Source organism: Micromonospora sp. NPDC049004 (assembly GCF_040649315.1).
Lineage (GTDB): Bacteria > Actinomycetota > Actinomycetes > Mycobacteriales > Micromonosporaceae > Micromonospora.
The window spans coordinates 374,441-392,161 of sequence record NZ_JBEZFG010000007.1 but is presented as its reverse complement, the minus strand read 5'-3'; the positions used below and the strand labels follow the sequence as shown (position 1 = coordinate 392,161).

The following is a 17,721-nucleotide window of genomic DNA, read 5'->3' as shown; positions in this document are numbered from 1 at the left end:
CCGCACCACCCTGCCGGCGTCCTTTGCTCTGCTTCAACAGAGGAAACAGCCGATGTCCGATTATCGGACACGTGGTGTTGCCTGGATTGAAGCAGAGCAAAGGCAACGGAACAGGTCCGTCGGCCCGTCGCAGCCGTCCGTCGTCCGAGGGGCGCTACCAGGGGTACGCCGTCAGCGCTGCCCGTACAGGAAGCGCAGGGCGTTGGTGGATCGGAGCTTGTCGCGCTGGGCGTCGGTGAGGGAGTCGGCCGCGTCGACGACCGCACCGGCCGGCCGCTCGCCCAGCGGGTACGGGTAGTCGCTGCCGACCAGCACCCGGTCCTCCCCCATCGTGTCGACAAGCAGCCGCAGCGCGGGCGGCGCGAAGACCACCGAGTCGACGCTGAACCGGTCGACGTAGCTGCTGGGCGGGGCGACGGACGCGCCACGGACCAGGTCCCCACGGCGGTGCCAGGCGTTGTCGGCGCGACCGAGCCAGAACGGGAAGCTGCCGCCGCCGTGCGCGAAGCAGATCCGCAGCGTCTCGGGTACCCGGTCGAAGACGCCGCCCAGGATCATCGCCAGCACCGACAGGTGCGTCTCGGCGGGCATCCCGGTGAGCCAGCGGGCCATCCAGCGGTCCAGGCGCGGGCCGTTCGGCATGTCCCACGGGTGGACGAAGACGGGCGCACCCACCTCGGCGCAGTGCGTGAGGAACGTGACCACCCCGGCGTCGTCCAGGTCCCGGTCGCCGACGTGGTTGCCGATCTCCACGCCGACGTGCCCGGCGGCCAGACTGCGGTCCAACTCGGCGCAGGCCGCGTCCGGGTCCTGAAGGGGCACCTGACAGAACGGCACCAGCCGGTCGCCACCGGCAGCGGTGACCTTCAGGGTGAGGTCGTTGAAGATCCGGGCGACCTTCACCGCCTGGTCGGCCGGACGGTCGTAGCTGAAGAAGACGGGCGTCGGCGACACCACCTGCACGGCCACGCCGTCGGCGTCCATGTCGGCCAGCCGCGTCGAGGCGTCCCAGCACTCGGCGCCGACCGGACGGAACTCCGTCTCCCCCACCATGATCATGGCGGCGCGCTCGGAGTCGACCCGCAACCAGGGCCAGCCGGACCCGCCGCACGCCGCGCCGAGATCCGGCCACCCCTTGGGTACGACGTGCGTGTGCACGTCGACGACACCTGCGGGCATCAGCCCTTGCCCGGGTGCAGGGTGCCGCAGTTGGCGCAGGTGCGTGCCTTCTCGTCCGCGTAGAACGCCTGGAACACCGGTGGCAGGTCGGCCGCGATGTCGCGGACCTGCAACTCCACCTCGTGCACCTTGTTGCCGCACCCGGGGCAGTACCACTGGAACGTCTCCAGGGTGCCCTCCTCGCGGACCCGCTCGACGACCACGCCGATCGAGCCGGCCTCGGGGCGCTGCGGCGAGTGCGGGGTGTTGCGCGGCAGCATCCACATCTGACCCTCGCGCACGTGCACCGTACGCGGACCCTCCGGGGTCATCAGGTTGATGTGCATGTTGCCCTTGACCTGGTAGAAGAACTCCTCGTACGGGTCCACGTGGAAGTCGGTGCGCTGGTTGGGCCCGCCCACCACCATCACGATGAAGTCGTCCCCGCCGGGGAACATCTCCTTGTTGCCCACCGGCGGCTTCAACAGGTGCTGGTTGTCGGCGATCCAGCCCGGAAAGCTGAACGGCTCGGCGATCTCACTCACGACTGACCTCCCGAGGGAAGAAGGGCCACGGCCTGGATCTCGATGAGCAGGTGCGGGTGCGGCAGCTGGTGCACCGCCACAGTGGTGCGGGTCGGCCCGGACGCGTCGAAGAACTCCGCCCACACCTCGTTGTAACCGCCGAAGTCGTTCATGTTGACCAGATACGTGGTCACCTGGACGAGGTCGGTGAGGTCCGCGCCGACCGAGCGCAGCAGATCGCCGATGTTGTCGATCACGGCCCGCGTCTGCACCCGGATGTCGAGGTTCGTCGTGCCGAACTCGTCGACCTCGACACCGGCGAAGCTGTTGTCGGGGCGTCGCGACGACGTACCGGAGACGAAGACGAACCCACCGGCGACCTTGACGTGCGGAAATGCTCCCCGAGGGACGGCCTTGCCGGCGACGACGACCCCGCTCATGACGACGCCCGCAGGAACGCCGTGCCGAGCTTCTCGACGACCGCGCGGATGTGCGCGCCGGGACGCAGCGGCACCGCGGCGGTGGCCGCACCGGCCAGGAAGACCCAGCCGGACTGCAACCGCACCCCGTGCCGGCCGGCCAGCCGGATGCCCTCGTCGAGCGCCCGACGCGGATCGCCGAGGATCGCCGCCGTCGAACCGACCTGGGCCACCCGACCGTCGACCTCCAGCAGCACGCCCAGGTTGTCCAGCCCCGACGGCACCGGCGACCACGGACCGATCACGAACGCGGCGGCCGAGGTGTTGTCGGCGACGACGTCCGGCAGCGAGAAGCGGAAATCCGCGTACCGGGAGTCGATCAGCTCGATGGCCGGGGCGACCGCGCGGACCGCAGTGGTGAAGTCGCCGACCGGCTCGCCCGGCTCCGGCAGCCGATCCAGCAGGAACGCCACCTCCGGCTCGACCCGGGGATGGATGTACGCGGCCGGGTCGACCGTGCCGCCGTCGGGCACCCGCATCGCGTCGGTGAGCCGCCCCCAGATCACCTCGTCCACGCCGACCTGGGCCATCTTCGCCCGGCTGGTCAGCCCCATCTTCAGCCCGACCAGCCGCTCGCCGCGTTCCAGTCGGCGCTGCACCAGGGCGGCCTGGACGCCGTACGCGGTGTCCACGTCGAGACCGGTCTCGGCGGCGAGCTGACCGATCGCGGTGGCCGTGTCGGCCGCCGCGCCGAGCTTGTCGGCGATCCCGGTGATGTCCACGCCGATCATGCTGCGTCACCTTCCGTTCGCGACTGCGGGGCTCGCAAACCCGGCTCACTCCTCGCGCTCACAGCCTGTTCCTTGCCGGCCAGGTCGAGTGCCACGTCGACGATCATGTCCTCCTGGCCGCCGACCATCCGACGGCGGCCCAGCTCAACCAGGATCGACCGGACGTCGACGCCGTAGCGGTCCGAGGCCCGCTCGGCGTGCCGCAGGAAGCTGGAGTAGACGCCCGCGTACCCCAGGGAGAGCGTCTCCCGGTCCACCTGGACCGGCCGGTCCTGCAGCGGGCGGACGATGTCGTCGGCGGCGTCCATCAGCGCGAACACGTCGCAGCCGTGCTTCCAGCCGTGCAGCTCGGCGACCGCCACGAAGACCTCCAGCGGTGCGTTTCCGGCGCCCGCGCCCATTCCGGCGAGGGAGGCGTCCACGCGGACCGTCCGGCCGTGGGGTGCGTCGGGACCGGCCGGCGCGGACCCGGTGATCCGGCCGTGCTCGACCGCCAGCACGCTGTTGGCCACGCCGAGCGACAGGTTGTGGTGGGCATGGATGCCGATCTGCGTCGCCGGGTCGAGGACCTGCCGGTACGCGTCGACCCGCTGCGCCACGTCGGACATCAGCAGCCGGCCGCCGGAGTCGGTGACGTAGACGCAGTGCGCCCCGTACGACTCCATGAGCTTGGCCTGCCCGGCGAGCCCGGCCGGATCGTTCATGTGCGACATCATCAGGAAGCCCGACACGTCCATGCCGTTCTCCCGCGCCCAGGAGATGTGCTGGGCGGAGATGTCGGCCTCGGTGCAGTGGGTGGCGATGCGGACGCTCGTCACCCCGAGCGCCTTCGCCGCCTTCAGGTCGGCGATCGTGCCGATGCCGGGCAGCAGCAGGGTGGTGAGCTTCGCGTTCGTCATCACCTCGGCGGCGGCGGAGATCCACTCGGCGTCGCTGGCCGCGCCGTGGCCGTAGTTGACGCTCGACCCGGCGAGCCCGTCGCCGTGCGCCACCTCGATCGCGGCCACCCCGGCGGCGTCCAGGGCGGCGGCGATGGTGCGTACCTGGTCGACCGTGTACCGGTGGGCGATGGCGTGCATGCCGTCGCGCAGCGTCACGTCCTGGATGTACAGGTCGGTCATGCCACCGCTCCCGTCGAACGCCTGGCGACCAGCCGCTCCGCGGTGCGCAGCGCGGCGGAGGTCATGATGTCCAGGTTCCCGGCGTACGCGGGCAGGTAGTGGCCCGCCCCGGAGACCTCCAGGTAGACCGACACCTGCAACGCGGTGAGCTGCCGCCCGAGCGTCGGCACGTACGCCTCGACGCGGTCGAACTGCACGTCCTGCTTGAGCCGGTAGCCGGGGACGTACTCCTGGACCGTCGCCACCATCTCGGCGACCGAGGCGGCGATGGCTGCGGTGTCGGCGTCGACGTCCGGGCAGAGGCAGTAGACGGTGTCGCGCATGAGCAGCGGCGGGTCCGCCGGGTTCAGCACGATGATCGCCTTGCCCCGCTCCGCCCCGCCGACCACCTCGATGGCGCGAGCGGTGGTCTCGGTGAACTCGTCGATGTTGGCCCGGGTGCCCGGCCCGGCCGACTTCGACGCGATCGACGCGACGATCTCCCCGTACGCCACCGGGGTGATCCGGCGGACGGCGGCGACGATCGGCACTGTCGCCTGCCCGCCGCAGGTCACCATGTTGACGTTCGGCTCGTGCAGGTGCTCGTCGAGGTTGACCGGCGGCACCACGTACGGGCCGAGCGCGGCCGGGGTCAGGTCGACAAGCGTCCTGCCGTGCGCGCGCAGCACCTCGTCGTGCCGTCGGTGCGCGCCCGCCGAGGTCGCGTCGAAGACCAGCTCGACGTCGGCGAACTCGGGCATCGCGACCAGCCCGTCCACGCCGTCGGCGGTGGTGGCCACGCCGAGTCGGCGGGCCCGGGCCAGGCCGTCGGAGGCCGGGTCGATGCCGGCCATCGCCACCATCCGCAGGCTGTCACTGAGCCGGAGAACTTTGATCATCAGGTCGGTGCCGATGTTTCCGGAACCGAGCACCGCCACGCCGACGCTCACGCTGACTCCCCTCGGGTGAAGGCCGTACGCACCGAGCCGAGCCCGGAGATCCGTGCCTCGTACGCGGCCCCCGGGGTGACCGGCACCATCGGGCCGAGCGCCCCGGAGAGGACCACGTCCCCGGCGCGCAGCGGGTCACCGGCGCGGGCGAGGGTGCCGGCCAGCCAGTGCAGGGCGTGCAGCGGGTTGCCCAGGCAGGCCGCGCCCGCGCCGACCGAGACCGGCTCGCCAGCGTGCTCCAGCACCATTCCGCACAGCCGCAGGTCGACGTCGGCGAGGCGGCGCGGCGTGGTGCCGAGCACGAAGAGCCCGCTGGAGGCGTTGTCGGCGACGGTGTCCACGATGGAGATGTCCCAGCCGGCGATGCGCGAGTCGACGATCTCGATCGCCGGCAGCACGTGGTCGACGGCGCGGATCAGGTCGACAGTCGTGATCTGCGGATCCGCGAGATCCTTGTCGAGCACGAACGCGATCTCCGCCTCGACCCGCGGCTGGAGCAGCCGGTCGATCGGCACCTCGACCCCGTCGCCGACCGCCATGGCGTCGGTGAGCATCCCGAAGTCCGGTTGGAACACCCCGAAGGTCTCCTGCACCGCCCGCGAGGTCAACCCGATCTTCGCGCCCACGCGGCGCTCGCCGCGGCCCTGCCAGGCCCGCGACTGGAGCTGCTGCACGCGGTACGCGGACTCGACGTCGCCCTCCGGCAGCAGCCGACCGCGCAGCGGCGGGCAGGGCTTGCCGGTGCTGCGGGCGTCGGCCAGCTCCCGGTTGGCGGCCTCGATGTCGGCTTCCATGCCCGCTCCCTCGCTACTGCTCACGACAGGTCCACGCAGACGTTGGTGAGTTCGGAGTAGAAGTTCAACGAGTGCACGCCGCCCTCGCGACCGATCCCGGACGCCTTCACCCCACCGAACGGCGTGCGCAGGTCCCGCAGGAACCAGGTGTTGACCCAGACGATGCCCGCGTCCAGTCGGACTCCGGCCCGGTGCGCGACGCCCACGTCCCGGGTCCACACCGTCGCCGCCAGGCCGTACTCGGTGCCGTTGGCCAGGGCGTACGCCTCGTCCTCGGTGTCGAACGGCGCCACGTGCACGACCGGGCCGAAGATCTCCTCCCGGTTGGTGCGGGCGTCCGGGCCGAGGCCGGTGAGCACCGTCGGCTGCACGTACGACCCGCCGTCGCGGGCGTCACCGAAAGTGGGCGTGCCGCCGCCGGTGAGCACCTCGGCGCCCTCGGCGCGGGCCAGCTCGTACGCGCCGAGCACCTTCGCCCGGTGCTGCGGGGAGATCAGCGGCATGGTGGCGGTGGCCTCGTCGGTCGGCCAGCCGTACGCCAGCTCGCCGGCCCGCTTCGCCAGCCGGGCGGTGAACTCGTCGAAGACCGGCCGCTGCACGTAGATGCGCTCGGTGCACAGGCACACCTGGCCGCCGTTGGTGAAGCTGGAGCGCATCGAGCCGGCCACCGCCGCGTCCAGGTCGGCGTCGGCGAAGACCAGGCCGGCGTTCTTGCCGCCCAGCTCGAAGCTCACCGCCTTCACGCCGTCGGCGGCGGCCCGCATGATCGCGCCGCCGGTGGCCGACTCGCCGGTGAAGGTGATCGCGTCGACGCCCGGGTGGCGGGTGAGGAACTCGCCGGCCGAGTCCGGTCCGAAGCCGTGCACCAGGTTGAACACCCCGTCCGGTACGCCGGCGGCGGCCATCACCTCGGCGAGCAGCGTCGCCGAGGCGGGCGTCTCCTCGCTGGGCTTGACCACCACGGCGTTGCCGCAGGCGAGCGCCGGGGCGACCTTCCAGGTGAGCAGCAGCAGCGGCAGGTTCCACGGCACGATGACCGCGACCACGCCGACCGGCTTGCGGACGGCGTAGTTCAGCGCCCGGCCGCCGGTCGGGGTGACAGTGGTGAACGACTCGGTGGGCGCGGTCGCGACGATCTCCGCGAACGCCCGGAAGTTCGCCGCGCCACGCGGTATGTCCAGCGTGCGGGCCTGGGCGATGGACTTGCCGGTGTCGGCGACCTCGGCGGTGACCAGATCGTCGAAGCGACGTTCCAGCTCGTCCGCGACACGGCGCAGCACCTCGGCGCGCTCGCGCTCCCCCATCCGGCCCCACGGCCCACGCAGCGCCGCGCGGGCTGCGGCAACCGCGTCGTCCACAGTGGACCGGGTCGCCTCGACGACCTCGAAGACCGGCTCGCCGGTCACCGGGCTCACCTTGGTGAACGTCGACCCGCCGTCGACGAACTCGCCGCCGACGAAGTTGCGCAACCGCCGCGGCCCATCGGGCGCGTGGCCAGCCATCAGTCGCGGATCCCAGGTGCCGGTCATGAGCGCCTCCCTCGGCTCAGCGCCGCACCGGCCGCGCCGAGCAGCAGCAGCGCGGCGCCGGTGGCGAGCGCACCGAGCACCCGGTGCTGCCGCCGGACCCGGCGGCGAACCTCGGCGTACGGGGTGGTGGAGAAGGACACCAGCTCGTACTGGGAAACGTACCGGCCGGGCAGTGCCCGTTCCAGTGCGTGCTCCACCCGCCGGCGGGTCTGGAACACCGGCGAGGCGACCTTGTCGCGCATCTCCACGAAGTTGGTAAGCGCCATCTGCGCGATGGCCTCGGCGTTCTCCTGCCGGCGGCGCTGGAACAGCGGCAACGCCGCCGACCAGTCGTCGGCACACTCGTCGAGACAGCGGTCCAGCTCGACGACGTCCTCGAAGGCGCAGTTGGCGCCCTGGCCGTAGAACGGCACGATGGCGTGGGCCGCGTCGCCGAGCAGGCCGACAGAGCCGTTGACCTGCCAGGGAGTGCTGCGCACCGTGCCGAGCACGCCCACCGGGTTGTGCTGGTAGTCGTCGACCAGGTTCGGGGCGAGCGGGACCACGTCCGGGTACTGCTCGGCGAAGTGCGCCCTGATCGCGGCCGGGTTGTCCAGGGCCGCGAAACTGCCGACGCCCTCGTTGGGCCAGAACAGCGTGCAGGTGAAGGAGCGGTCCGGGTTCGGCAACGCGATCATCATCGAGGTGCCGCGCGGCCAGATGTGCAGCGCGTCCGGATCCAGGGCGAAGTCGCCGCCGAGCGGCGGAATCGTCAGCTCCTTGTAGCCGTAGTCGAGGAAGTCCACGCTCTCGCGCAGCAGCCCGTACGCCAGCAGTTGTCCGCGTACCGCGGAGCCGGCGCCGTCGGTGCCCAACACGACCGACGCCTTCGCGCCGACCGTGCCCTGCGGGGTGTCGAAGCTCAGGGCGCCGTCGGCCGGGTCGAGCCCGACGAGCCGGTGGTCGAAGACGATCCGGACCCCGGGCAGCGCGGCGGCGGCGTCCAGCAGGGCGTTGTTCAGCGCGCCCCGGCTGATCGAGTTGATCGCCCGGTCACCGGCCGCGCTGTACGACTGGAACTGCTGCTCCCCCTCCACCGGGTGGATCATCCGGCCGCGCATCGGCAGCGCGTCGGTCATCACCTGCTCGGCCAGCCCGATCCGGCGCAGCGCGTCCAGCCCGCGCTCGGAGAGCGCCAGGTTGATCGAGCGTCCCCGCTCGGCCGCGCCGGCACGCGGGTCCGGCCGACGCTCGTAGAGGGCCACCGGATAGCCGCGCCGGGCCAGGAAGCAGGCGGCCAGACAGCCGGCCAGGCCGGCGCCGATGATCGCGACCTCGTCGCGCCGCGCGGTCATGGGTTCACCTGCCCCACGGTCGCGGCGAGCGCGGCGGCGGCCCGCCAGCAGTCCAGGTACGTCGAGTAGAGCGGCACCGGGGCGAAGCGGACGATGTCCGGCTCCCGGGCGTCGGCGATGACGCCGTGCTCGTGCCGCAGCCGCTTGGTCAGCTCGGCCGCGTTGCCGGCGCCGACGCGTACCGACAGCTGGCAGCCCCGGCGGGCCGGATCACGCGGGGTGACCACGCGCAGCGGCCGGTCGGCGGTGACCTCGTCGAGCAGTGCCTCCAGCCAGCCGGTGAGTCGGAGGCTGCGGGCGCGCAACGCCGGCATGCCTACCGTGTCGAACAGCTCCAGCGAGGTACGCACCGGACCCATCGCGAAGATCGGCGGGTTGGAGATCTGCCAGGCCTCCACCGTGGACGGTGGCCGGGACACCGGCGTCATCTCGAACCGGGTGGCCGCCGCGGTGCTCCACCACCCCTCGAAGCGCGGCAGGTCGGGATCGCCGAGGTGCCGCTCGTGCACGAAGACGCCGGCCAGCGCGCCCGGCCCCGAGTTCAGGTACTTGTAGGAGCACCAGGCGGCGAAGTCGACGTCCCAGTCGTGCAGGCGCAGCGGCACGTTGCCCGCCGCGTGGGCCAGGTCCCAGCCGACCACCGCGCCGGCCGCCCGCCCGGCGGCCGTGATCGCCGGAATGTCCAGCAGCTCGCCGGTGAGGTAGTTGACGCCACCCAGCAGCACCAGCGCCACCCGGTCACCCTCGGCGGCCAGGTAGTCGGTGACGTCCTCGGTGCGCAGCGCGTCCTCGCCGGGACGCGGGCGCAGCCGGACCACCGTGTCGTCCGGGTCCAGCCCGTGGAAGCGGGCCTGGCTGCGCACCGCGTAGCTGTCCGAGGGAAACGCGCTGTCCTCGATGACGATGCGGGTGCGCGCGCCGGCCGGGCGGTAGAAGCTGACCATCAGCAGGTGCAGGTTGACCGTGAGCGAGTTCATCACCACGGTCTCCGCGGGGAGGGCGCCGACCAGTCGGGCGGCCGGCGCGGTCAACAGCTCGTGGTACGGCAGCCAGGCGCGCTCGGCCTCCAGGTGCCCCTCGACGCCGAGCCGCCCCCAGGCGTCCAGGTCGGCCAGGAGTTCGTCGCGGGTGGCCCGGGGTTGCAGGCCGAGCGAGTTGCCGGCGAGGTACGCCGACTCGGGGTGGTCGCCGCCGTCGGCGGGCGGCACGTGGAAGAGGTGTCGGTGGCCCGGGTCGGCCTGGTCGAGGCGGTGGGCCTCGCTCTCTGGGGTGTGCATGTCTCGCTCTCCGGTCACATCGCGGTGCGGGCCGACCACAGCTCCGGGAAGACCACCCGGGCCATGCTGCGCTGCAACCACGCCAGCCCGGCGGAGCCGCCGCTGCCGACCTTGGCGCCCATTGTCCGCTGCACCGCCTTGACGTGGTTCCACCGCCAGTCGCCGAACTCCTCGGCGACGCCGCTGAGCGCCTCGCCGAGCAGCCGCAGGTGGTTGTCCGGCCCGCCGTCGGCGTAGATCCGCACCCAGGCCGCCTCGACCGCCGGCTGCGGGTCGTGCTCGACCGCCACGTCCCGGTTCAGCAGGTCGGCGGGGATGTCGAAGCCGCGCCGGGCGAGCAGCGCGACCACGTCGTCCCAGAGGCTCGGGGCGGCCAGCGCGGCGCTGAGCGCGCCGTGCACCTCGCTCTGCCGGCGGAACGGCCGGATCAGCGCCGGGTCGCGCAGCCCGAGCAGGAACTCGAGGTGCCGGTACATCGCCGACTGGAAGCCGGAGCCCTCGCCGAGCAGGTTGCGGAACCTGTTGAAGTCGGCCGGGGTCATCCAGCGCAGGCCCTGCCAGGCGGCGTTGAGCCCTTCCAGGTGCAGGGTGGCGCGGCGCAGCGGGGCCAGCGCGTCCCAGATCCGGTCGGCGCGCACCAGACGCTGGGTCTCGCGCAGCTCGTGACAGGTCAGCCCGAAGTACAACTCCATGATCTGACTGACCATGAGGAAGGACATCTCGCCGGGGTCGTCGCTCAGGGGCTGCTGCAACTGGTGCAGGGCGCTGGCCCGCACGTACGCGTCGTAGGGCACCAGCTCGGCGAACTCCAGCGTCGGCTCGCCGCCGTTGCGCGCCGCGCGGGCCGCCCGCTGGCGCGGGGTCACCGGTCGTACCGTGGCGACGCGCTTCGGCGCCCGCCGGTCCGTCTGATCCACCAGTCGTCTCCCTTCCCCCGAAGCTGCCGACGTCATGATCTCGCGGTTGGATCGGCCTGCGGAATGCCGCATCAACGGCACTTGCCGGCCTGAGTTGACGAACCGAAGGCAGCTGGGCGAATCCAGTTCACGAAAGTAAGGTTCGAGCGTGGACGACATGGACTGGGCGCTGCTGCGCGAGTTGCAGGCCGACGCCCGGCTCTCCTTCAGCGAGTTGTCCCGCCGGGTGCACCTGTCCCCACCAGCGGTGGCCGAGCGGGTCCGCCGACTGGAGGAGGCCGGGGTGATCACCGGTTACCACGCCCACGTGGACCTGACCCGAGCCGGCCGTACGGTGGTCGCCCTGATCCGGATGTCCTGTTACGGCGCGCGGTGCATCCTGCACGACCCCGACGTGTCCGACTGGCCCGAGATCCTGGAGATCCACCGGATCACCGGTGACGCGTGCAGCATGCTCAAGGTGGCCGCCGGCTCGATCGGAGACTTCGAGCGGGTGATCGACCGCCTAGCCCCGTACGGCCAGCCGTCCAGCACCATGGTCCTGTCCACCCCCCTCCCCTACAACCCCATAACCCCCCAGCCCCTCCCCTAAGACCCCCGCCCCCGCCCCCGCCTGCGCGATCTTGCACTTCCTGTCGCCCAAGTGCGAGGAATGCCCCGTATGCCGCGACAGTAAGTGCAAGATCGCGGGAGCCCTGCCACCACCCCGGGTCGATCATGGAGTCGTGGTGGGTAGATGAGGGTGCTATGCACCTTTTGCGGAGCGCCACAACTCCATGATCGACGCCGGCTGGGGGGCGGGCGCGGGGGGCGGGGGCGCGCGGGGGTGGGGTTTGTCGTTGGGGTGGCGGGAACTCAACGCGCGTGCCCAGGGGAGGGTTCCGGCGGTCGTCGCCGGTTGGGGGGAAATCATGCAGGGACTTCGCACGATCAACCGCGCACTCTCGTCCGCACTGACACTGGTGGGGCTCATCGGGGCGTTCGTCCTGTTGTCGGTCGCACCGGCGCGTGCCGGTGAGAACACCTTCGTCGAGGTGACGCCGAACAGCGTCCCGGCGGGCAGCCGCGTCACGATCCGCGCGAGCTGCGACAACAACAACGATCGACAGGCCAACGTGCAATCCGACGCGTTCGGGCACGTGATGCTCCGACCGGACAACGGCTTCCTCAAGGGGGAGGTCACCGTTCCGGGCAACAAGGAACCCGGCGACTACCAGGTCGACCTGCGCTGCCAGAACAACCAGACGGCCCAGACGATGCTGACCGTGCTCAACATGGCCTCGCCCAGCAAGGGACCGGCGACGGGCGGCGGCGGCACCGCGGGCGGCCGGGGCACCGGCTCGGTCCTGGTCCTCGGCGGCGTGGCCCTGGTGGCCGCCGCGGTCGCGCTCGGCATGGCGGGCGGTCGGCGTCGGACCGGAGCCGGCTCCTGAGCCGGAGCTGCCATGACCCGCAGATCCGCGCGTGCGCGGTCGGACCACCGTGCCCGCGTCCGGGCCGCGGCGGCCCTGCGCGCCACCGGACGGCTGGTGGCCCGGGCCTCGGTCCGGCTGCGCCGGGTCGCCGGGCAGGCGGTGTCCGCAAGCGTCGCCACCACTGATCCGGACGCCCGCCCGCTGCCGCCGAGCCGTCCCGTCGGGTCGCCGCTGACCCGGCGTCGGCTCGGCACCGGGCCGGGACTGCCGGTCCTGGCCGTGGCCACGCTGATGGTGCTGATCGTGGCGATGCTGGGCATCGAGCAGGTGACCGGGGTCAGTCTGCTGCCGGACCGGATCAGCGCGGGCCTGCGACCGCCGCCGAAGAAGTTCCCGGTGCTGCCGGCCAGCCGCCCGACCGCTCTCTCGATCAGCAAGATCGACCTGCGGGCGCCGCTGCACGACGTGGGCATCGCCCCGGACGGCACCATCGCCGTTCCCGACGTGGGCCGCGCCCAGGAGGCCGGCTGGTACGACCAGGGCCCCACCCCCGGCCAGTACGGGCCGGCGGTGATCGTGGGACACGTGGACACCACGACCGGCCCGGCCGTCTTTCACCAGCTCCGGGAACTGCGCGCGGGAGACCAGATCGAGGTCACCCGCTCCGACGGCCGGGTCGCGGTCTTCGAGGTCGACTCGGTGGAGCGGTTCGACAAGGACCGACTGCCGGTGGACGAGGTGTACGGCGACTTCAGCCGCCCCAGCCTGCGGCTGATCACCTGCGGCGGCCGGTGGGTGGGCGGCGAGCGGGGCTACTCGGACAACCTGGTGGTGTTCGCCTCGCTGGTCAAGGCCCGTGGTGGTTGATCGCCGGCGCCGGCGTCGAGGTACTCGGCGAGCCGGGCGGCCCCGGTGAGCATGGCCCGGCCGCGCTCGGTGAGCCGTCGGCGCCACTGACCGAGCGACGCGGCGAGCGGTTCTGCGCCACCGGCGTCGCGGACCCGACGCAGCACGTCGGCGATGTGGTCGAGCCGGTATCCGCCCCGACGCAGCAGGTGGGCGAGTTGGGCGTCCCGGACGTCGTCGGGCGAGTAGACGCGGTGGCGGGTCACCCGATCGCGCTCCGGGCGCAGAATGCCTGCCGACTCCCACTTGCGCAGGGTCGCGGGTCGTACGCCGAGCCGGTGGGCGAGCACACTGATCGGCACGGCTTTCCGGCCCTGCGGCGCGGGCTCCGACGCGGTGAGGGTCGCGAGGGCCGCCTCGACCGCGTCCAGGGTCTCCCGGTCGCGTTGCAGCAGCGCGTGACCGCTGTCGATCGTGCGCAACGCCGTGTCGATCTCACCCCGGTTGACGGCCCGCATGATGTCGCCGCTGGCCGCGTGGCCGTGCCCGACGATGAGCGCGAGGTAGGCGCTCAGTGCGGTTGCGTGCACCTCGGTGAACCGGCGGTACCCGGTCGCGGTGCGCTCGGCGGGTGGCAGCACGCCGTCCCGTTCGTAGTTGCGGACGGCCTGCGCCGACAGCCCGTGCCGGCGCGCGAGGTCGACCGGTCGGCGTACCCCCGGGTTTGAGGGTTTTGTGGTTGTCACCCGCGCTCCCGCTCTGAAGTCTCCACCGCTGGTGCAACGATACGGTTGATGCAATGACCACTCTTGTTGACCTGCTTGCCGGCTCGCCGGCGCTGCTCGCGCTCGGTGAGCCGACGCACGGTGAATCCGCGTTCCTCCAGATCCGCAACGACGCCTTCCTGACGCTGGCCGAGCACGGCTACCGGTCGATCGCCCTGGAGAGCGACCGGGCCGCGGGATTGCTCGCCGACGCGTTCGTGCAGGGCGCGGCCGTGCCGCTCGACCGCGTGCTCGCCGAGGGTTTCAGCCACGGGTTCGGCGCCGCGCCGGCCAACCGTGACCTGCTGCTGCGGATGCGCGAGTGGAACGACGGACGGCCCGCCGCCGAGCGCCTGAGTTTTCACGGCTTCGACGCCCCGCTGGAGATCGAGGGCGTCCCGAGCCCCCGGCGTCACCTGGTGCGGGTGTGCGAATTCCTCGACCTGGACCGGTCGGCCGAGATCGACGACCTCGTCGGGGACGAGGCCCGCTGGAGCGACACGGCCGCGATCTGGGAGCCGGGCCGCTCGGTTGGACGCTCGTCCGACGCCCAGCGGCTGCGGGTGCTCGCCGACGACCTGCTGAGCGAGTTGTACCTGCGGGCACACCTACGGCCCGAGGGCTGGCAGGCAGCCTTCGTCCACGCCACGTCGGCGGTAGCGGTGCTGCGCTACCACTCGGCGGCCGCGGCGCCACTGGTCCAGGAGGAACGCTTCGCCCGCCTGGCCGCCGTCCGGGACGCGCTGATGGCCGAGAACCTGCTCGCGATCCGGGCGGTCGAGGCACACCGTGGACCCACGCTGGTCTTCGCGCACAACACGCACCTCCAGCGCCACCCGAGCACGATGACGATCGGCGCGACGGAGGTGTCGTGGGCCGGGGCCGGCGCGATCGTCGGAGCGTTGCTGGGCGAGCGGTACGCGGTGATCGTCGGCAGCCTCGGCGCGAGCCCCGCGCTCGGCATCGACGTACCCGCCGCGAAGACCTACGAGGGCAGGCTCTCACAGAAGCTCACCCTCCCCGGGTACGTGCGGGCGGCCGAGATCGAGCCGGCCGAGCGGAGGACGCACGACTACCGCTACTTCCCGCTGGACCAGGCCGCCATCGACCACGCCGACGCGGTACTGCACATCCCGACCGGCCTCGACGCGACAGTGCTCGCCGACCGGATCGGCGCGCTGCCCGACGTCGAGCAGGTGGTGGCGAGCGAGGAGGACGGCTCACCCGAGGGCGCCTGGGGCGACCGGTTCTTCCACGTCGGCCCGGACCGCCGCCAGCCGTTCGCCACCATCGTGGAGCACGACGTGCCCGGCTTCGACGAAGCCGGGCAGCTGGACCGCCCCGGCGTCTTCCGCCTCAACCTGGACCTGGGCCGGGCCGAGTTCGAGAGGATGTTCGGCTTCGCACCGAAGGCGTTCGAGGAGCACCGGGACGCCTTCGACTTCGCCCGGCTGGACACTGTCACGCCGCATCCGGGGTACGCGCTGTACGGCTTCGCCAGCATCGTGATGCCGGGGCCGCAGATGCTGCCCGAGATCGACCGCCTACTCGCGATCGCGCACGCCCGGGCGGTGGACCGGCACGAGCGCGCGACCCGTCGAGCGACCGACCAGCGGGACTGAGCCCGACGACGCTCCCGAGCTGACGGCCGCCGCGGCCCCGGTCGGGCCAGGCGGCCGCCTCAGCCCAGCGCAGGTCGGGTCAGGCCAGCGTAGGTCGGGTCGGGCGGCCGCCTCGGGGTCAGCGCAGGTCGAGTCAGGCCAAGCGCAGGTCGGGTCGGGCCAGGCGGCCGCCTCAGCCCAGCGCAGGTCGGATCAGGCCAGCGTAGGTCGGGTCGGGCGGCCGCCTCGGGGTCAGCGCGGGAGGTCAGGTCGCGCGGCCGCATCGGGGCCGCGCAGGTGCGGTCAGGCGGCTGCCTCGGGCTCGCGCAGGTCGAGCCAGTCGGCCCAGCGCGGGTCCGGAGCGCGGTGCCCGAGGACCCGCCAGGCGGTGCCCTTCGGGGCGGCCGGCAACGCGTGCAGCCGCCAGCCCAGCTCGGCCGGGGTCTTGTCGCCCTTGGTGTGGTTGCACCGGGCGCACGCGGCGACCACGTTCTCCCAGGCGTGCCGCCCACCCCGGCTGCGCGGGAAGACGTGGTCGATGGTCTCGGCCGGCCCTCGGCAGTAGGCGCACCGCCAGCCGTCCCGGGCGAAGATCGCTCGGCGGGACAGCCCCACGTGGGTGCGGTAGGGCACCCGGACGAAGCGGGTCAGGCGCACGACCGACGGCACGGGCAGCGCGTCCCGGGCGCTGTGCAGGATGCCGTCGCCATCGGCGACGCAGACGGCCTTGGCGGAGAGGACGAGGATCGCGGCGCGACGCACCGACACGACACACAGGGGCTCGTAGGTGGCGTTGAGGACCAGCGCGCCGGAGCCCACCGTGGGTCGTATGTCAGGCATCGCGCTCACCCTCCCGGTTCAGCGGCTGCTGCGAAACGCCGCCGACCGGGGCCGGGCACGAGGGCCCGCACCGTCGACGCCCGTTCGATCACCGACGTCCGTTGCGCCAATAGTCCCTGATCGGACCCCGGATTGCACGTACTAATCCGGGGTCGGACATGAAGCTCTTTCCCGCACCTGTCACGATGGCCGGTTCGCCCCGGTCCGACCCGCCGCTCGGGCGCATCTCACCCGGCCGGTGGGTCGGCGGCGACCGGTCCGGGGCGTTGCGGTACGAAGACAGGGTGAGTGCCGCCAGCGGAACGCCCCTTGCCCTGCCCGACGCCGTGTCGGTGAACTGTCAGGGCAGCACCTCCTGCGAGTGGATCTACGGGATCACCAGGTCGGAATGGTTCGCGGAGGGCAGCTACTGGATCCTGCTCAAGCCGCTGCGGGTGCTGGTGATAGTGGCGCTGGCGATGGTGGCCCGCTGGGCGCTGCACCGGACGATCGACCGGCTGGTCCGCACGACCACCGACGGCGCGGTGCCGACCATGCTGCGGCCGCTGCGCGAGCGGGTGCCCACGGCAGCTGTCGACCCGGCCGAGTTCGTGCCCGAGCGCCGCCGGCAACGGGCCGAGGCGATCGGCTCGGTGCTGCGCAGCCTGACCACCGCGTTCGTCTTCGGCATCGCGCTGCTGATGATCCTGCGCGAGTTCAGCTTCGACCTCGCCCCGTTGCTGGCCAGCGCCGGGATCGCCGGCGTCGCCCTGGGCTTCGGCGCGCAGAGCCTGGTCAAGGACCTGATCGCCGGGCTCTTCATGCTCATCGAGGACCAGTACGGCGTGGGCGACAACGTCGACCTGGGCGAGGCGACAGGTGTCGTGGAGTCGGTCGGGCTGCGGGTCACCACGGTCCGGGACGGACGCGGCGTGCTCTGGTACATCCGCAATGGCGAGATCATCCGGGTGGGCAACAAGAGCCAGGGCTGGGCGTTGGTGGTCGTGGACCTGCCGATCGGCTTCAGCGGCACGGAGGAGGCCAGCGCCGTGCTGCGGACGGCCGCCGCCTCGGTGGCGCTGGACCCGGAGCTGTCGCCGGAGATCGTGGAGGCCCCGGAGGTGCTGGGCGTCGAGCAGGTGACTGTGGATGGCGCCGTGATCCGTACGGTGGTGAAGACGACTGCCGACGGCCAGTTCGCGGTGAGCCGGGAGCTGCGCCGCAGGCTGGCGGAGGCGCTGGAGAACTCGGGGATCACCGCGCAGATCGCCGCCGCCCGCATCTATCCCGGTCTGTCGAGCCGGCCGTTGCCCGAGGGTGAGACCGGCCAGGGCGGCGCCACCTGACCCCGGCGAGACTGGCCGGCAATACAGGGGTCGCGAGCCGCCCGGCCCCTGGAGTATCGTCCGTTCGTTCAGTCGGGGATGCGACGAACGATCCGTTCGCCCTAGCTAGTTGTCAGACGATCGGGCAGAATCCGGAG

General features: G+C 72.2%; 18 protein-coding genes. 5 read left to right on the top strand and 13 right to left on the bottom strand.

The annotated features are described in order from the left end of the window. Positions 1-171: 171 nt before the first annotated feature. From AB0B97_RS22940 to AB0B97_RS22890, 11 genes are read right to left on the bottom strand one after another with little or no spacing between them, the layout of a single operon-like run. The gene (locus tag AB0B97_RS22940) at positions 172-1,179 is read right to left on the bottom strand and encodes an amidohydrolase family protein (protein ID WP_357496206.1); all 1,008 of its coding nucleotides are present in this window, start codon (positions 1,177-1,179) and stop codon (positions 172-174) included. Then, positions 1,179-1,703 carry a 3-hydroxyanthranilate 3,4-dioxygenase gene (locus AB0B97_RS22935; RefSeq protein ID WP_234582155.1) on the bottom strand — a complete coding sequence of 175 codons (525 nt, stop codon included), beginning with the start codon at positions 1,701-1,703 and terminating at the stop codon, positions 1,179-1,181. The genes AB0B97_RS22940 and AB0B97_RS22935 overlap by 1 nt, the downstream gene beginning before the upstream one ends. After that, positions 1,700-2,122 (bottom strand): RidA family protein, encoded by a 423-nt coding sequence (locus AB0B97_RS22930; protein WP_357496204.1) that lies wholly within the window; start codon positions 2,120-2,122, stop codon positions 1,700-1,702. Before AB0B97_RS22930 ends, AB0B97_RS22935 begins: the two co-directional genes overlap by 4 nt. Beyond that, positions 2,119-2,892 carry a fumarylacetoacetate hydrolase family protein gene (locus AB0B97_RS22925; protein WP_357496202.1) on the bottom strand — a complete coding sequence of 258 codons (774 nt, stop codon included), beginning with the start codon at positions 2,890-2,892 and terminating at the stop codon, positions 2,119-2,121. Before AB0B97_RS22925 ends, AB0B97_RS22930 begins: the two co-directional genes overlap by 4 nt. Further along, positions 2,889-4,013 (bottom strand): 4-hydroxy-2-oxovalerate aldolase, encoded by a 1,125-nt coding sequence (gene dmpG / locus AB0B97_RS22920; RefSeq protein WP_357496200.1) that lies wholly within the window; start codon positions 4,011-4,013, stop codon positions 2,889-2,891. The genes AB0B97_RS22925 and dmpG overlap by 4 nt, the downstream gene beginning before the upstream one ends. Continuing rightward, positions 4,010-4,942, bottom strand: coding sequence for an acetaldehyde dehydrogenase (acetylating) (locus AB0B97_RS22915; protein ID WP_234582151.1), 933 nt, complete (start codon positions 4,940-4,942; stop codon positions 4,010-4,012). The genes dmpG and AB0B97_RS22915 overlap by 4 nt, the downstream gene beginning before the upstream one ends. Continuing rightward, positions 4,939-5,736: a fumarylacetoacetate hydrolase family protein gene (locus AB0B97_RS22910; RefSeq protein ID WP_357496198.1), complete on the bottom strand. Its 798-nt coding sequence runs from the start codon at positions 5,734-5,736 to the stop codon at positions 4,939-4,941. The genes AB0B97_RS22915 and AB0B97_RS22910 overlap by 4 nt, the downstream gene beginning before the upstream one ends. Before the next feature lie 20 nt (positions 5,737-5,756). Then, positions 5,757-7,238, bottom strand: coding sequence for a 2-hydroxymuconic semialdehyde dehydrogenase (locus AB0B97_RS22905; protein ID WP_357496274.1), 1,482 nt, complete (start codon positions 7,236-7,238; stop codon positions 5,757-5,759). Positions 7,239-7,261: 23 nt separating this feature from the next. Beyond that, positions 7,262-8,599 (bottom strand): NAD(P)/FAD-dependent oxidoreductase, encoded by a 1,338-nt coding sequence (locus AB0B97_RS22900; RefSeq protein ID WP_357496196.1) that lies wholly within the window; start codon positions 8,597-8,599, stop codon positions 7,262-7,264. Next, a complete protein-coding gene (gene kynU / locus AB0B97_RS22895; RefSeq protein WP_357496194.1) occupies positions 8,596-9,876 on the bottom strand; it encodes a kynureninase in 1,281 nt (426 codons plus the stop codon). Before kynU ends, AB0B97_RS22900 begins: the two co-directional genes overlap by 4 nt. Before the next feature lie 14 nt (positions 9,877-9,890). Continuing rightward, on the bottom strand, positions 9,891-10,793 hold the full coding sequence (locus AB0B97_RS22890) for a tryptophan 2,3-dioxygenase family protein (RefSeq protein WP_234582147.1): 903 nt from the start codon (positions 10,791-10,793) through the stop codon (positions 9,891-9,893). 148 nt (positions 10,794-10,941) lie between these two features. On the opposite strand from AB0B97_RS22890, the gene AB0B97_RS22885 reads away from it, so the two are divergent. From AB0B97_RS22885 to AB0B97_RS22875, 3 genes are all read left to right on the top strand, one after another. Further along, positions 10,942-11,385: an Lrp/AsnC family transcriptional regulator gene (locus AB0B97_RS22885; protein WP_234582146.1), complete on the top strand. Its 444-nt coding sequence runs from the start codon at positions 10,942-10,944 to the stop codon at positions 11,383-11,385. A gap of 367 nt (positions 11,386-11,752) precedes the next feature. Continuing rightward, complete coding sequence (locus AB0B97_RS22880; protein ID WP_234582175.1) at positions 11,753-12,226, top strand: hypothetical protein; 474 nt, start codon at positions 11,753-11,755, stop codon at positions 12,224-12,226. Positions 12,227-12,301: 75 nt separating this feature from the next. Then, the gene (locus tag AB0B97_RS22875) at positions 12,302-13,075 is read left to right on the top strand and encodes a class F sortase (protein WP_357496271.1); all 774 of its coding nucleotides are present in this window, start codon (positions 12,302-12,304) and stop codon (positions 13,073-13,075) included. Here the strand turns inward: AB0B97_RS22875 and AB0B97_RS22870 are convergent. Then, positions 13,021-13,800, bottom strand: coding sequence for a MerR family transcriptional regulator (locus AB0B97_RS22870; RefSeq protein ID WP_357496191.1), 780 nt, complete (start codon positions 13,798-13,800; stop codon positions 13,021-13,023). The two genes, AB0B97_RS22875 and AB0B97_RS22870, sit on opposite strands and share 55 nt — an antisense overlap. 53 nt (positions 13,801-13,853) lie before the next feature. Between AB0B97_RS22870 and AB0B97_RS22865 the strand changes: the two genes are divergently transcribed. Next, complete coding sequence (locus AB0B97_RS22865; protein WP_357496189.1) at positions 13,854-15,440, top strand: DUF6194 family protein; 1,587 nt, start codon at positions 13,854-13,856, stop codon at positions 15,438-15,440. 282 nt (positions 15,441-15,722) lie between these two features. Here the strand turns inward: AB0B97_RS22865 and AB0B97_RS22860 are convergent, their stop codons facing one another. After that, a complete protein-coding gene (locus AB0B97_RS22860) occupies positions 15,723-16,259 on the bottom strand; it encodes an HNH endonuclease (RefSeq protein ID WP_074313833.1) in 537 nt (178 codons plus the stop codon). A 158-nt stretch (positions 16,260-16,417) separates the two neighbouring features. Between AB0B97_RS22860 and AB0B97_RS22855 the strand changes: the two genes are divergently transcribed. Beyond that, positions 16,418-17,584: a mechanosensitive ion channel family protein gene (locus tag AB0B97_RS22855; RefSeq protein ID WP_357496186.1), complete on the top strand. Its 1,167-nt coding sequence runs from the start codon at positions 16,418-16,420 to the stop codon at positions 17,582-17,584. The last annotated feature ends 137 nt before the right edge of the window (positions 17,585-17,721 follow it).

Bases quoted from the DNA above. Each gene is read 5' to 3' on its own strand.
- AB0B97_RS22940 (WP_357496206.1), bottom strand. From the start codon at position 1,179: ATGCCCGCAGGTGTCGTCGACGTGCACACGCACGTCGTACCCAAGGGG.
- AB0B97_RS22930 (WP_357496204.1), bottom strand. From the start codon at position 2,122: ATGAGCGGGGTCGTCGTCGCCGGCAAGGCCGTCCCTCGGGGAGCATTT.
- AB0B97_RS22925 (WP_357496202.1), bottom strand. From the start codon at position 2,892: ATGATCGGCGTGGACATCACCGGGATCGCCGACAAGCTCGGCGCGGCG.
- dmpG (WP_357496200.1), bottom strand. From the start codon at position 4,013: ATGACCGACCTGTACATCCAGGACGTGACGCTGCGCGACGGCATGCAC.
- AB0B97_RS22910 (WP_357496198.1), bottom strand. From the start codon at position 5,736: ATGGAAGCCGACATCGAGGCCGCCAACCGGGAGCTGGCCGACGCCCGC.
- AB0B97_RS22905 (WP_357496274.1), bottom strand. From the start codon at position 7,238: ATGGCTGGCCACGCGCCCGATGGGCCGCGGCGGTTGCGCAACTTCGTC.
- AB0B97_RS22900 (WP_357496196.1), bottom strand. From the start codon at position 8,599: ATGACCGCGCGGCGCGACGAGGTCGCGATCATCGGCGCCGGCCTGGCC.
- kynU (WP_357496194.1), bottom strand. From the start codon at position 9,876: ATGCACACCCCAGAGAGCGAGGCCCACCGCCTCGACCAGGCCGACCCG.
- AB0B97_RS22865 (WP_357496189.1), top strand. From the start codon at position 13,854: ATGACCACTCTTGTTGACCTGCTTGCCGGCTCGCCGGCGCTGCTCGCG.
- AB0B97_RS22860 (WP_074313833.1), bottom strand. From the start codon at position 16,259: ATGCCTGACATACGACCCACGGTGGGCTCCGGCGCGCTGGTCCTCAAC.
- AB0B97_RS22855 (WP_357496186.1), top strand. From the start codon at position 16,418: ATGAAGCTCTTTCCCGCACCTGTCACGATGGCCGGTTCGCCCCGGTCC.